Annotated in this window: 12 protein-coding genes; 6 read left to right on the forward strand and 6 right to left on the reverse strand. The window is 41.9% G+C overall.

Annotated features, from left to right (window positions below; genetic code table 11):
- Entirely contained in the window at positions 1–1,683 is a 1,683-nt protein-coding gene (ftsY, locus tag M1F26_RS15790) for a signal recognition particle-docking protein FtsY (protein ID WP_140171451.1), read from the reverse strand.
- A 276-nt stretch (positions 1,684–1,959) separates the two neighbouring features.
- Here ftsY and rsmD point away from each other — a divergent pair, with 276 nt between their 5' ends.
- Positions 1,960–2,541 (forward strand): 16S rRNA (guanine(966)-N(2))-methyltransferase, encoded by a 582-nt coding sequence (gene rsmD / locus M1F26_RS15795; RefSeq protein ID WP_180359488.1) that lies wholly within the window; start codon positions 1,960–1,962, stop codon positions 2,539–2,541.
- Positions 2,542–2,551: 10 nt separating this feature from the next.
- Positions 2,552–2,848, forward strand: a complete 297-nt coding sequence (locus M1F26_RS15800) for a DUF1145 family protein (RefSeq protein WP_004908141.1) — start codon at positions 2,552–2,554, stop codon at positions 2,846–2,848.
- Between the two features lie 5 nt (positions 2,849–2,853).
- Here the strand turns inward: M1F26_RS15800 and M1F26_RS15805 are convergent, their stop codons facing one another.
- The gene (locus M1F26_RS15805; protein ID WP_109911656.1) at positions 2,854–3,207 is read right to left on the reverse strand and encodes a DUF2500 domain-containing protein; all 354 of its coding nucleotides are present in this window, start codon (positions 3,205–3,207) and stop codon (positions 2,854–2,856) included.
- A 121-nt stretch (positions 3,208–3,328) separates the two neighbouring features.
- Here M1F26_RS15805 and M1F26_RS15810 point away from each other — a divergent pair, with 121 nt between their 5' ends.
- The 3 genes from M1F26_RS15810 to M1F26_RS15820 all read left to right on the forward strand — a co-directional run bounded on the left by M1F26_RS15810 (position 3,329) and on the right by M1F26_RS15820 (position 7,641).
- A complete protein-coding gene (locus M1F26_RS15810) occupies positions 3,329–3,958 on the forward strand; it encodes a lysoplasmalogenase (RefSeq protein WP_004908138.1) in 630 nt (209 codons plus the stop codon).
- Between the two features lie 158 nt (positions 3,959–4,116).
- Positions 4,117–6,516 carry a zinc/cadmium/mercury/lead-transporting ATPase gene (locus M1F26_RS15815; RefSeq protein ID WP_140171447.1) on the forward strand — a complete coding sequence of 800 codons (2,400 nt, stop codon included), beginning with the start codon at positions 4,117–4,119 and terminating at the stop codon, positions 6,514–6,516.
- A 198-nt stretch (positions 6,517–6,714) separates the two neighbouring features.
- A complete protein-coding gene (locus tag M1F26_RS15820) occupies positions 6,715–7,641 on the forward strand; it encodes an Rpn family recombination-promoting nuclease/putative transposase (protein WP_140171445.1) in 927 nt (308 codons plus the stop codon).
- A 50-nt stretch (positions 7,642–7,691) separates the two neighbouring features.
- Here M1F26_RS15820 and tusA read toward each other — a convergent pair whose 3' ends face one another.
- A complete protein-coding gene (tusA, locus tag M1F26_RS15825; protein ID WP_004908132.1) occupies positions 7,692–7,940 on the reverse strand; it encodes a sulfurtransferase TusA in 249 nt (82 codons plus the stop codon).
- 168 nt (positions 7,941–8,108) lie between these two features.
- Between tusA and M1F26_RS15830 the strand changes: the two genes are divergently transcribed.
- Positions 8,109–8,777, forward strand: coding sequence for a 7-cyano-7-deazaguanine/7-aminomethyl-7-deazaguanine transporter (locus M1F26_RS15830; RefSeq protein ID WP_140171443.1), 669 nt, complete (start codon positions 8,109–8,111; stop codon positions 8,775–8,777).
- 91 nt (positions 8,778–8,868) lie between these two features.
- Here the strand turns inward: M1F26_RS15830 and glpC are convergent, their stop codons facing one another.
- Genes glpC through glpA form a run of 3 tightly spaced genes read right to left on the reverse strand, consistent with a single transcriptional unit; the run spans position 8,869 to position 12,999 of the window.
- Positions 8,869–10,062 (reverse strand): anaerobic glycerol-3-phosphate dehydrogenase subunit GlpC, encoded by a 1,194-nt coding sequence (gene glpC / locus M1F26_RS15835; RefSeq protein ID WP_140171441.1) that lies wholly within the window; start codon positions 10,060–10,062, stop codon positions 8,869–8,871.
- On the reverse strand, positions 10,059–11,354 hold the full coding sequence (glpB, locus tag M1F26_RS15840) for a glycerol-3-phosphate dehydrogenase subunit GlpB (RefSeq protein WP_140171439.1): 1,296 nt from the start codon (positions 11,352–11,354) through the stop codon (positions 10,059–10,061). Before glpB ends, glpC begins: the two co-directional genes overlap by 4 nt.
- The gene (glpA, locus tag M1F26_RS15845; protein WP_140171437.1) at positions 11,344–12,999 is read right to left on the reverse strand and encodes an anaerobic glycerol-3-phosphate dehydrogenase subunit A; all 1,656 of its coding nucleotides are present in this window, start codon (positions 12,997–12,999) and stop codon (positions 11,344–11,346) included. Before glpA ends, glpB begins: the two co-directional genes overlap by 11 nt.
- Positions 13,000–13,387 lie beyond the last annotated feature (388 nt).

Raw genomic sequence — 13,387 nt, forward strand, 5'->3', positions numbered from 1 at the left:
TTATTCCTCTCGGGCAAATAGAGCCTCGATAAAGTCATCTGCTTTAAATGGACGTAAATCTTCAATACCCTCACCAATACCAATATAACGAATTGGAATACCAAATTGGTCGGCAATAGAGAAAATTACGCCACCTTTTGCTGTGCCATCGAGTTTAGTCAATGTGATACCTGTTAGACCGACCGCATCATCAAAAAGTTTTGCCTGACTTACCGCATTTTGTCCAGTACTTGCATCTAGCGTTAACATAATTTCATGGGGAGCATTTTCATCGAGTTTTTTCATCACCCGGACAATTTTTTTCAACTCTTCCATCAAGTGCGATTTATTTTGTAAGCGCCCAGCGGTATCTGCAATTAAAACATCAACCCCTTTCGCCTGCGCTGATTGAATCGCATCAAAAATAACCGATGCAGGATCTGCGCCAGTATGTTGAGCGACCACAGGGATCTTATTGCGCTCTCCCCATACTTGAAGTTGCTCAACGGCTGCTGCACGGAAAGTATCCCCCGCGGCTAACATGACGCTTTTTCCTTCCGACTGATATTGACGTGCTAATTTACCAATTGTTGTCGTTTTCCCGACCCCGTTAACACCAACCATAAGAATAACATAGGGTTTTTTGTCTTCAATCACGAGTGGTTTATCCACTTTCGCTAAAATATCAGACATTTCCTCACGCAATTTGCCATATAACGCTTCTGCATCCTTGAGCTCTTTACGGCTCGCATGTGCCGTTAAGTTATCAATGATTTTGCGAGTGGTATCAACCCCGACATCAGCAATCAATAGCTGCTCTTCAAGCTCTTCAAATAAGTCATCATCAATTTTTTTACCTGAAAACAGCCCAAAAAAACCTGAACCTAAATTCTGGCGAGTTTTTAATAACCCTTTCTTTAGCCTAGCAAAGAAACCTTCTTTTTTAGGTTTTTCTTGCTCTGTTGGTAAATTATTTTTTTCTTCTTCTAAACGTAAGCGTTCAGCTTCAGCTTCTTCCTCTGCAATTCTCGCTTCTTCGGCTGCTTGGTGCTCACGTTCCGCTTGTTCTTCGGCTAAACGTGCCGCTTCTGCTGCTTGGCGTTCGCGTTCGGCTTGTTCTTCCGCTAAACGCGCCGCTTCTGCTGTTTGACGTTCGCGTTCGGCTTGTTCTTCGGCAGCTTGAATTGCAGCTAACTCTGCTTGGCGACGCTGCTCTTCCGCTTCCTCTGCCGCTTGAATCGCAGTTAACTCAACTTGACGCTGACGTGCCATTTCTTCTTCAGCAAGACGCATTGCTTCCGCTTCTTGGCGTTCACGCTCGGCTTTTTCTTCCGCCAGTTTTTTCTCTTCGGCTTCTTGGCGTGCTTGTTCCGCTTGCTCTTCGGCAGCTTGAAGCTCTGCTAGTTTAGCTTCCCGCTCACGTTCTGCTTGCTCGGTTGCCGCATCAATCGCAGCTTGTTGTGCTTCATACTGACGCTGAGCTTCATCTTCTGCCGCTTTAATAGCAGCTTGCTCAGCTTGATGTTGACGTTCCGCTTCGGCTGTTGCGGCATCAACCGCAGCTTCATGGGTTGATTGGTTTTCGACGTCATTAACCACATCATTTTGTTGAGTTTGTTGTTGCTCTTGTTGCTGGGTTTCTTCTTCATTTTTACGCCCAAACCCCAACCATGAAAAAAAACCTTTTTTCTTGTCTTTAGCCATTTGCCACTACACTCCTCGCGGTAAAAATATGGCACTCGATAATCAAATCGCAATAAAATTATATGCAGTCTACCATTTCATCGCTCAGCAACACATATCTGAAAGAAAAATCCTGCCAATTTAATCTGAATTTTCGTGTTAAAACTGTGAAAATGAAGCACTATAATTGAAATACGGCCAATCAGAGATAACAACACTGCAACTTATCGCCTGACAGGTATACAATAGTAACAATCAAATTTAAGTACATAAACCCGTTAAGCAGCAATAAACATTATGGCAAAAAAACCACAATCCCCCTCTTTAGGGCAAATTCGTATTATCGGTGGAAAATGGCGCGGAAGAAAGCTGCCAGTTCGTGATAGTGAGGGCTTACGCCCAACTACAGACAGAATTAAAGAAACGTTATTTAACTGGTTGATGCCAATCATTCGAGATGCGCGTTGCTTAGATTGCTTCGCAGGCAGTGGCTCACTGGGCTTTGAAGCACTTTCTCGTTTTGCAGAAACAGTCACCTTTATTGAGCTCGATAAACACAACGCCCAATTATTGACTGAAAATAAAACTCGCTTACAAGCTGATAACGCAACCATAGTGAATCACAACAGCCTAAATTTTTTAAGCCAAGCAGGTACACCTTTTGATGTCGTTTTCATTGACCCACCATTTCGCAAAGGACTGCTCAATGAAACCATTCAATTGTTAGAAAAAAATCAATGGTTAGCTGAAGAAAGCTGGATATACGTTGAGTCAGAAGCGGAGTCACCACTTACTGACATTCCAGCTAACTGGCAACTTCATCGCGAAAAAATAGCTGGGCAAGTCGCATATCGCCTTTTTATTCGAACTTCACTTTAAGGACAAAAACATGTTTATCAATATTGGACGCCTGCTCATGATTTGCGTTTGGGGTTTTATGGTCTTTAACCTCGTCCATCCATTCCCTAAGCCATTGAAATATTTCATGGATATTGCAATGGTGTTCATGGTATTTATGCATGCACTGCAAACTATTTTCCTAAAAGCAACGCTTCCTAAAGGGGAAAAAATCTCTGGTTTAGTTCAACTACGCATTTTCTTTTTTGGCGTATTCGAAATGTTAGCCATGCAGAAAAAAACCAAAGCCGCTTTAGAAGAAGCAAAGAAAAGGCAATCAGACCAGTAAAAACTTTATGATGCAGGCTCGAAACGAATAAACCGAGTTCCTTGCATCGTGAGTTTTCCTTCACTGCCTAACGCTACGCTTTGGTATTGTTCTTCTGTCACAATCGTTTTGATAATTTCGCCGCTTGAGCGCGTTTTGAAATAAATTTCATAGCGGAAGGTTTCAGGGGAAACAACATCTCGTTCACGAGAACGCATATTAGGATAAGGGTAATCCTTTTTGTTATCCACCTTGACCAAATAGCTCACCAGCAAAGAGTTATCATTAATTTCATTTTGCTTGCGTTGGTCAAAAAAACGCTTAGTAGCAAGAACCGCAATAACCGCTAAAACAATGATCAATAGTATGGGCTTGTTCATAATGTATGCTTTTCACTTAAAAAATCCGTCATGATAGTTTATCTTATTTAACTAAACAGGACACGTTTCTAAGTTGCCAGACCACTGCCGTGTCATTCATTGAACATATAAGGATGTGTATATGATTAGTTGGCCATTCCTCGCAGTACTCTTTTCTGGTTGGTTATATGTCGATGCCGCCTACCGAGGACCTGGGTGGCAACGTTGGTTATTTCGCCCGATCACACTGCTGCTTTTATTACTTTGGGGGTGGAGTTCCGATGATCTTAACCTGCAAAACTACCTCATTCTTGCTGGATTGCTAGTTTCTCTTGTTGCAGATCTTTCTCGTATGCTTTCAAGTGAGCACTTACTAGCTTCTGTCGCATTGATGTTCTTAAGTTATTTGATTTACACCATCAGCTTTGGAATGCAGCTAAATTTCGGGCTCTATCTACCTTGGCTAGCCGCCCCTCTGATTGTCGCTGCCATTACTTTAGTATTTATTTGGGGCAAACTTGAAAATCTTCAAGCCATTGTTTTTGCATCACTAATAATGTGTATGATTATGGCATGGGTTGCTGGTGACCAATATTTTGGTCTCGGCCGTGAATATAATTTTTCAATCATGGTTGGTGCATCTCTGCTATTTCTTTCTAACTGTGTTTGGCTAATTGCTCGATTCCGTCTTCCATTTAAAGCTTCAAAAGCTGTTGTTGCAGCGCTCTATTTCCTTGGGCAGTTCTTTATTGTGCGGGCAATTTACTTGTAATTACTACCCGCAAAGACTAAGCCAATTGACTAAAAGTGCTATTTGAGAATTTTATCAATTGGCTCCCCCTTTTTGGTTTGACTCTGGAGTAGACTCCAGAGTGTAGACTTATCAACAATGAATGATAAAACGAATCATTGTTTGATAAGGAGGCGCTTATGCACTCACACTCTCATAAAGAAAATCATGTACATAGCAGTTCTTGTTGCTCTAGTAACAGTACTTGCTCATCTGCTATCGCTGAAAATGACAAAAAAGTGAGTAACGACTCACATACTTCCGAGCACAGTACAGTGAAGAAAAACCCTGATGACGATGAAGAAGCTCATCATCATATCGGGGACCATTCTGCACATGAGCATGCAGTAAATGACAATCATCATAAGGGACATAACCACCAGCATGGTAATAGCTGTGGTTTAACTCCGGATGTCGCGAATGAAGTTGAGCCTACCCAAGCGGCTAGCCAGCGCTTTAGCTGGATAATCCGTGGTATGGATTGCCCAAGTTGCGCAAATAAAATTGAAACTGCAGTTAAGCAAATCAGTGAAGTAAAACAAGCCAAAGTATTATTTGCCACAGAAAAACTTGTGGTTGATGCCAACACAGATATTAGCGTGGCAGTTCGCTCTACCGTTGAAACTGCGGGTTATGAATTACTTGAAGTCGGTAGCAATAGTGCGGCAGCAGCTCCACCAAGCTTAATTAGTGAAGCTAAGCCCGTCATTATTTTAGCGATTTTAATGGCTATTAGTTGGGGGATTGAATTTATCAATCCACAGTTGGGTAATATTGCCTTTATTTTAACCACCCTGTTTGGGTTATACCCAATTGCCCGTAAATCATTACGCTTAATGCGAACGGGTTCACCTTTTGCCATCGAAACATTGATGACGGTTGCCGCAATAGGCGCAATCTTTATTCAAGCAACAGAAGAAGCCGCAATGGTTATCTTACTGTTTATGTTAGGCGAAATGTTGGAATCTTATTCTGCCGGAAGGGCCAGACGAGGTGTTAGCGCCTTAATGGCACTGGTTCCAGAAGATGCCGTTTTAATCAAAAATGGGCAAAAAACGACGATTCCCGTTGCACAATTGCAACCAGGAGACATTATTGAGATTGCACCAGGTGGGCGTTTACCTACAGATGCCGTGTTAGTATCTGGTTTTGCCAGCTTTGATGAAAGTGCATTAACGGGTGAATCTGTACCTGTCGAACGTAATATTGGAGATAAAGTGGCTGCAGGCTGCTTATCTGTTGATAGAGCCGTTCAAATGCAGGTGGTATCAGAACAGGGTCAAAATGCGATTGACCGCATTTTACAGCTGATTGAAGAAGCAGAAGAACGTCGCGCACCAATAGAACGTTTTATTGATCGCTTTAGCCGTGTATACACACCAATCATCATGCTGATTTCCGCATTAGTGATTGTTATTCCACCTATTTTCTTCAGCGCACCATGGGAAACATGGATTTATCGCGGGTTAACACTGTTATTGATTGGTTGCCCTTGTGCATTAGTGATTTCAACCCCTGCAGCAATCACCTCCGCATTAGCAACTGCTACACGGCGCGGTGCTTTAATTAAAGGGGGAGCCGCATTGGAGCAACTGGGAACTATCACGACCATTGCTTTAGACAAAACGGGCACACTGACAGAAGGTAAACCCCATGTCACTAACTTAGTCCCTGTTGAAGGCTTGTCAGAAAGTGAATTAGTACAAATCACCGCATCTGTTGAAGTTGGCTCTCACCACCCACTTGCTAAAGCAGTAGTTAATAAAGCGGAAGAACTTTCTTTGACTGTCACTGAAGCGCAAGAGCGTAAGGCACTGGCAGGAAAAGGAATTGAAGGATACCTTAATAACAAACATATCCTTGTTAGCGCACCAAACCGCCTTGATACGCCATTAAACAGTGAGTGGCAAAGTAAAGTAGAAACCTTAGAAGCAGAAGGGAAAACCGTTGTTGTCACACTCGAAAATAACCGAGTGATTGGTTTAACCGCACTGCAAGATACATTGCGCAAAGATGCTGCGGATACGATGAGCATGCTAAAAGTGCTCAACGTGAATGCCGTGATGCTGACAGGTGATAACCCTCGAGCAGCAAGTGCTATTGCAGGCCAATTAGGCATGGAATACCGCGCAGGGTTATTACCGGAAGATAAAGTCACTGCGGTTATGGAGCTTAACCGAAACCACAGCACAATGATGGTCGGTGATGGTATTAACGATGCCCCTGCAATGAAAGCGTCTAGTATCGGTGTTGCCATGGGTAGTGGTACTGATGTGGCATTAGAGACCGCCGATGCTGCATTAACCCATAACCGTTTAACTGGGCTCGCAGAGATTATTGCATTATCTCGTGCGACTCGGAAAATTATTCGTGAAAATATAGCGATTGCCTTGGGGCTAAAAGCAATATTTCTGGTGACCAGTTTATTGGGAATTACCGGGCTTTGGGTCGCCGTTCTTGCTGACTCCGGTGCAACAGCACTCGTAACAGCAAACGCAGTGCGCCTATTACGCGTTAAATTACCTCAAGTGAAAAAGTAATTTATATCAACTGATTTAAACGCCACAATAAGTGGCGTTTTTTCTTTTACAACCTTTCCAATAAATACTGTTATTACAATACGTTAAATACAATTTTAACTTAAGAATTAGGACTAACTTTTTCTCCATCAACCCCAGATTCCGCTAAAATGCATTTTGAAAATCACTCTTTTGGCAAGGTATTAGCGGGTATTGGGTATGGTAAAAAATCACAGTTCAACGCCACATGACGCTGCATTTAAAGGGTTTATGTTTAAACTTGATAATGCACGTGACTTTTTTGATATTCACTTACCCAGCCATATTAAGCAATTATGTGATTTCAAAACATTAGCGATAACAAATTCTTCTTTCATTGATAATCAGCTACGAACTCGTCTTTCGGATATGCTCTACACTGTCGAGACACAGCAAGGTGAAGGCTATATTTATATGTTAGTTGAACACCAATCAACACCCGATAAGCTAATGGGTTGGCGGATGATGCATTATTCGTTCCTTGCCATGAATCAACATTTACAACAAGGCCATCATGATTTGCCACTGGTTGTGCCAGTTTTATTTTATCATGGAAAGGTAACGCCTTATCCATATGCTAAGCCGTGGACACACTGTTTTCCGTGGCCAGAAATTGCATCAAACTTATATAGTCAACCATTTCCGCTCGTCGATATTACTGTCATTGATGATAATGAACTCGTAAACCATCGCAAAGTTGCGGTTATGGAACTCGCGATGAAGCATAGGGACTTAAGAGATAACATAGAAAAAGTCACGCAGTTGCTAGCTGAAGCGATGAATCAAAATTATCATCATAGCGATGACATCATCACTATTTTCAATTACTTATTTATTACTATGGATTCACCTCACTTTGAAATAGTGGTTAACCAACTTATTGATCAAATTGAAAATAACCAAGAGGCGATTATGAACATTGCGCAACGATTAAAAAATCAAGGAATACAAGAAGGCATTGATATTGGTGTAAATAAAGGCATAGATATTGGAGCAAACAAAAAACAACATGAAGTTGCTCTGAAAGGTTTACAACTCGGTACAAGTATTGAGCTTATCTGTCAGCTCACTGGGTTAACTCATCAGGAAGTATTAAATCTACAATAATCCCCCTGCCTTTTGGCAGGGATTGATACAATGCAATTAGCTAATGGCGGTTAACTCGATTTTTTACGTAACAAATAACGATACGGAGCATTCTCAGCCTCTACCGCTAATAAATCATGCTCCATAAAGCGGCAGAAACCTGGGATATCGCGTGTGGTTGCTGGGTCATCAGCAATAATTAACAACGTTTCCCCATCAGCCATATTACGAACTGTTTTGCGCACTAACATCACAGGCTCTGGGCATCGTAACCCTAGCGTATCAAGGGTTTTCGTTGGATTAGCAAATAAATCAGACATTAAAAAACACTTCTAAAAGGGATCAATAGACTGATTATATAATAAAACGCTCATTGATAAATGAACAGTTTTGCTTTTGTTGCGCAACGAGCGTATGATGCGCTGTTCCCAAATGTTGGGATGTATTTCATGGGTTCCCTCACCCCATTGTGACTAAAAAGGTACAATATGTTTAATTTTACTGCGCAGCAAAAAGCCACTGCGTTAATTTGGCTTTCGTTATTTCATATTTTAATCATTACCTCTAGTAACTACCTCGTGCAGTTGCCAATTAATATTTTTGGCTTCCATACCACTTGGGGTGCTTTTACTTTTCCATTTATTTTCTTAGCTACTGATTTAACCGTTCGTATTTATGGCGCGCCGCTTGCACGCAGAATTATCACTGCAGTTATGCTGCCCGCATTACTGATTTCATACGTTATTTCAGCTTTATATTTCCAAGGTGAATGGCAAGGTTTTACCGCATTATCTGAATTTAACTTATTTGTAGCACGTATTGCCGCAGCGAGTTTTATGGCTTATGTACTGGGTCAAATATTAGATGTCAGTGTTTTCAATCGATTACGCCAAAATGCACGTTGGTATGTAGCACCTGCCTGTGCAATGTTCTTTGGTAACTTGATTGACACTATCGCCTTTTTCTTTATTGCTTTTTTCCGCAGTAGCGACCCCTTTATGGCCGCAAATTGGGTCGAAATCGCGTTAGTTGACTATGTTTTCAAGTTACTTATTTGCATGCTATTTTTCTTACCTGCTTATGGTGTGCTTTTGAATTTTATCTTGAAATATTTCTTTGCAAACTCAGATAAAAAACAGTTAGTCAATCAGCACTAAACAAAAAAGGAGATAGCTAAATGCTATCTCCAAATAAGTTTAACTGAGCTAAAACAAAGAATAACAACCCTACAATTCAATTAATTACATGCTATAACGCTCTTGCTAGGAGTGAAATCGGGTGCTCACACTTCTTACTTGTCGACATCTCAATTTGCCACTTACAGGTTTCACAGTCAGTAATCACCATATCAGCGCCACTTTCTTCGATTTGGCGGAATAATCCTGCGCCAATCCCTTGAGAAACTTCATAGTTTTCTTTTTTGAAACCATAGGTTCCTGCGATACCACAGCATTGCGAGTCCAACACAATTAGCTCAACCCCTGGTAAACGTTTAATTAACTCTAACGTATAGGAAGTCCAACCCATTTTTTCCATGTGGCATGGTGTGTGATAGGCCACTTTTAACGGTGTGTGTTTGAGCTTCAATTCACGCCCTTCTTCAAGTAGGCGATAGATATAACGTGTTGCCAGCTCAATGTTGTCACGCATCGCTGAAGTGTCGACGTCTAAAACATGGGTATATTCATCACGGATAGTAAAGGTACAGGTTGATGATGTCGCCACCACAGGTACATGTTTCTCAAGAATCGTTTCTTGTAATGATTCAAGATTAACATTCGCTTGGCGTTTCGCTTGTTTCATGAACCCATTGGCAATTAACGCAACACCGCAACATTTTTCGCGTTTAAGTAATTGAACGCCAATATTCATCCCATTGAAGACTTTGATCAGGTCTTTCCCAAGTTGAGGATGGTTATAGTTCACATAGCAACCATGGAAGAATGCAACTTGTTCTTCATATTTGGCTTGTTCAGCAGCTTGTTTTGCATACCAACGACGGAAAGTCCCAAACGAATATTTAGGTAATTCACGGCGATGGTCGATTTTCAATGCTTTATCAAGAATTTGACGAACCGGTTTTAACCCTGTAATGGTATTCACCACGGGTGCAAATGGTGTCGATAACGAGCCCATTAAATCCGTGTGGCTTAATATTGCATCACGAATTTTAGGTTTTTGCTGGCTATAAGTATTACGTGCGCGTGCGATAATATCACCGATTTTTACATCAGATGGGCAAGCCACTTCGCAACGCTTGCAGTTAGTACAATATTTCAACGCTTCGTCATACAGCATCGGATCTTTTAAGCGTAAACGCTCACCGTCTGGCCCTGCTTGCTTAGGACCAGGATACAGAGGATTAACCTTTGCAACAGGGCAATAAGTGGTACACACAGTGCATTTAATACAGCTTTCAAAGCTTGCATCTTGAATACTCATTGTACCACCTCCACCTGCATAGTTTTATTCTTACTCAGTTCATTAATAATTTCATTAGCGGCATATAATGCGCTAATTATCGATACGCCCGCACCACAACCTTGAGTGAGAGGGTCAAAACCTCCTAAAACAGCGCCAGCTACATAAAGATTAGAAATGGCTTTCCCCTCTTTTTGTGCGCGTAGTTTTTCATCGGTTTTCACACCAAAAGCCATATAGGGCTGGGAAGCGAAAAACTCTTTGTTAGTCCATTTTGCACGTTCTGAAATTTCACACAGGTCCAATTGCATCAAAGGCTCATAGACACGGTCAAACTCTGCCACCAAACCATTATTAAAAAAGCTCCCCGTCGCCAGAACAAAATGCTTAGCTTTTAAAGAGATATCGCCATGATTACGAGTCTGGACAGATTCAATTCGGCCATCAACACAATTTACCGCGGTAACTTTATCACCAGGCATCACAATTCCACCTTGGCGACGGAACTGACGCAGTAACATTTCATGCAAACGAATCCCCAATAGCGAAGGAGGAAGAGTCGGTAGTAAAAATAATGGCTTACCTAAGTTCATTTGTAATTCATGTAAAGGTTCATCACTATCGAGTCCGATACAGGCTGGCATAAAAATCGCCTCTGCATCTGTGACCAACGGAGAAATTTCAGCGACCATTTGTGCCATATTTTCTGGTCTATCAAGCCAACGAGCAACATTAACCGCTCTAAACTCACTCGGGTTTTCTCTTAATCGGTCTAATAATGGTAAATGCACATAATGCGATGTTGCTTGTAACCCCTCACGTTGTAGCTCATCAGCCACCATCTGAGGTTGAAAATCCAAGAAACCTTCGATACCAACCACAGCAATCTTGCTAACATCCATTTTATGGTGCAAACCGACAGTCGGAACAAACTCAGGACTAAGCCAAGTCATGCGTTTATGGCCTAAAGGTGTAATGCGATAATGATTTTCTTTACTGCTGCCTTTTAAACGAACGCCACTTTGTTGTAATAAGGATTGAGCCAGATTCGCCAATTCGCTAACCTGATCCTGACCAATAATACTATAAGGGTGAGTCGGAGCCTGCGCTTGTAAAGCATTTAACATTTCTAATGGCTTTTCAACAACTTGCCCATCTGGTAAGTGTGTAAGTAAATCTAATGAACCTGAAGAAAAATGCAGCGCATTTTGCCCGGCGCTAACAATTGCACAAGATAGACCAGACTGGGTCAAACGGATACCGCTCATTAATCCAGCTAAACCGCCGCCCATTACCACTACATCATATTTCATTGTCCGCCTCCTTCTGTGCATCCTTGCCAAGTGTCGCTTCATTCATGCCACATAACCCGTGATATACCCAGCTGGTAAATTCACTTTCACGCAATGCGTCACCCCAAGCAATTGGACGTACACCTTTCCAACGTTCATTAAGGAAGTGACTCAGTTGTTGCTCTGTTTCATGAGGCGTTGTGACATTAAAACGATTGAGTAACCCCGCAGCACGGCAAGCACATAATTCACCTTGGCAAGTTCCCATCCCCACACGAGTACGACGCCTTAAATCAAGTAAATTATTCACCGTTAATGAATTAACGGCATAGCGTACTTCACCAGCAGTAACGGCTTCACACTCACAAACTAAACTTTTATCGAGCCTATCCGTACTGAGAATGGCAGAAGCTCTATCGCCATGACGGTAAACCGCTGAGCCACGAATAGGAGCAGGAATAGAAACAACGTTACGTAAGGCTTCTTCTGCGCTGTGCTGCGAGCCCGGTAACGGCGCTTCTGCGGTTGTACATTTGGCGCTATGACCCAGTTTTTCGCAAACTTTATCTGTAGCCCATTCCGCCATCAGGCGATAAGTCATCAACTTGCCACCCGTAATGGTGATGAAACCTTCTAAGCCATCACGTTTAGCGTGGTCTAACAACACAATACCGCGGCTGACATTACGCCCTGATGGGTCATCATCACTGGCAACTAATGGCCGAACACCTGCATATGCACGTAAAATGCGTGTTGTTGCAAGTGCTGGTGATAGCATTGAACCTTCACGAATAAGAATATCCACCTCTTCAGGGGTGACATACATATTATCAATTTGGTCATATTCAATATGAGTCGACGTGGTCCCAATCAGGGAAATCGTATCGCCGGGAACTAAAATATCGGCATCTGCAGGTTTGCGGCAACGGTTTATCACCATGTTGTTCAAGCGATGGCCTAAAATTAATAGCGCCCCTTTCGCAGGGAACATTTTAATTTTTAATTCACCATACTCTGCGATTTTTTGCCCCCAGATCCCGCCAGCATTAACGACAATTTCCGCGTAAATATCATATTGCTTCTTGGCGTGGTGATCATAAGCCGTCACGCCACGTACGGTGTCGCCATCACGAATCAAACCAATGACTTCGTGATAAGTTAACACTTTCGCGCCATGCTCTCTGGCATCTAACATATTTGCTGCAGTCAAACGAAATGGGTCAACCGTGCCATCAGGAACACGAACCGCACCGATTAGATGTGGGTTAACAGAAGGTTCAAGGCGAATAGCCTCTTTAGGGTCAATTGCAGTCGCATCAATACCCGCAGCTTGGCAAGCCGTAATGAATTGTTGCTGATACTCTAAGCTGTCTTCAGGTAAAGTAATAAACAAACCATCAGTTCGCTCAATACAGTGATGCGCGATACGTTTTAAAATCTTGTTCTCTTCTATACATTCTCTGGCGGATTCACCATCTGTGACTGCATAACGCGCGCCACTATGAAGTAATCCATGGTTACGCCCTGTCGCGCCAGTCGCAATATCATGCCTTTCGAGTAAAACAGTTCTTAGACCTCGGCGAGCGCAGTCACGAGCGACTCCTGCACCTGTTGCGCCACCACCAATAATGATGACATCCGTCTCAGTCACAGATGAGCCATTCATGTCGCATTCCTCACATTAATAAACATTTCTATAATCGATAAGTATAGATTCTATTTTTATAATCTATTATTAAATATAGCTCAGAAACGCGCTCAATGTTTGATAAGGAACAAAAACGAAAGCAATTGATGCATATTTAGTGTTCAAAAGAACAAAATCGTGATGAGAATCACAAAATAATTAACATTTCTAGTTCCATTCTATTCACAAATGTCATTTACTATGCAACTTCATAAACAAAATCAATAATTGTGCGTTGGATTACAGATAAATTGTTTTTTAACGACTACAATTTAGAGCAATTAAGAAAATAAAGACTCTTAAATTACTCGATTACTTTCGTTTTTGTTACTTCACCAATAATAAACACTCAATATTTCTCTGAAAT

The organism is Providencia sp. PROV048 (genome assembly GCF_033688165.1).
In the GTDB taxonomy this organism is placed as follows: Bacteria; Pseudomonadota; Gammaproteobacteria; order Enterobacterales; family Enterobacteriaceae; genus Providencia; species Providencia hangzhouensis.

Excerpts from the sequence above, each read along its gene's own strand:
- ftsY (WP_140171451.1), bottom strand. The coding sequence starts at position 1,683 with ATGGCTAAAGACAAGAAAAAAGGTTTTTTTTCATGGTTGGGGTTTGGG.
- rsmD (WP_180359488.1), top strand. The coding sequence starts at position 1,960 with ATGGCAAAAAAACCACAATCCCCCTCTTTAGGGCAAATTCGTATTATC.
- M1F26_RS15800 (WP_004908141.1), top strand. The coding sequence starts at position 2,552 with ATGTTTATCAATATTGGACGCCTGCTCATGATTTGCGTTTGGGGTTTT.
- M1F26_RS15805 (WP_109911656.1), bottom strand. The coding sequence starts at position 3,207 with ATGAACAAGCCCATACTATTGATCATTGTTTTAGCGGTTATTGCGGTT.
- M1F26_RS15810 (WP_004908138.1), top strand. The coding sequence starts at position 3,329 with ATGATTAGTTGGCCATTCCTCGCAGTACTCTTTTCTGGTTGGTTATAT.
- M1F26_RS15815 (WP_140171447.1), top strand. The coding sequence starts at position 4,117 with ATGCACTCACACTCTCATAAAGAAAATCATGTACATAGCAGTTCTTGT.
- M1F26_RS15820 (WP_140171445.1), top strand. The coding sequence starts at position 6,715 with ATGGTAAAAAATCACAGTTCAACGCCACATGACGCTGCATTTAAAGGG.
- tusA (WP_004908132.1), bottom strand. The coding sequence starts at position 7,940 with ATGTCTGATTTATTTGCTAATCCAACGAAAACCCTTGATACGCTAGGG.
- M1F26_RS15830 (WP_140171443.1), top strand. The coding sequence starts at position 8,109 with ATGTTTAATTTTACTGCGCAGCAAAAAGCCACTGCGTTAATTTGGCTT.
- glpC (WP_140171441.1), bottom strand. The coding sequence starts at position 10,062 with ATGAGTATTCAAGATGCAAGCTTTGAAAGCTGTATTAAATGCACTGTG.
- glpB (WP_140171439.1), bottom strand. The coding sequence starts at position 11,354 with ATGAAATATGATGTAGTGGTAATGGGCGGCGGTTTAGCTGGATTAATG.
- glpA (WP_140171437.1), bottom strand. The coding sequence starts at position 12,999 with ATGAATGGCTCATCTGTGACTGAGACGGATGTCATCATTATTGGTGGT.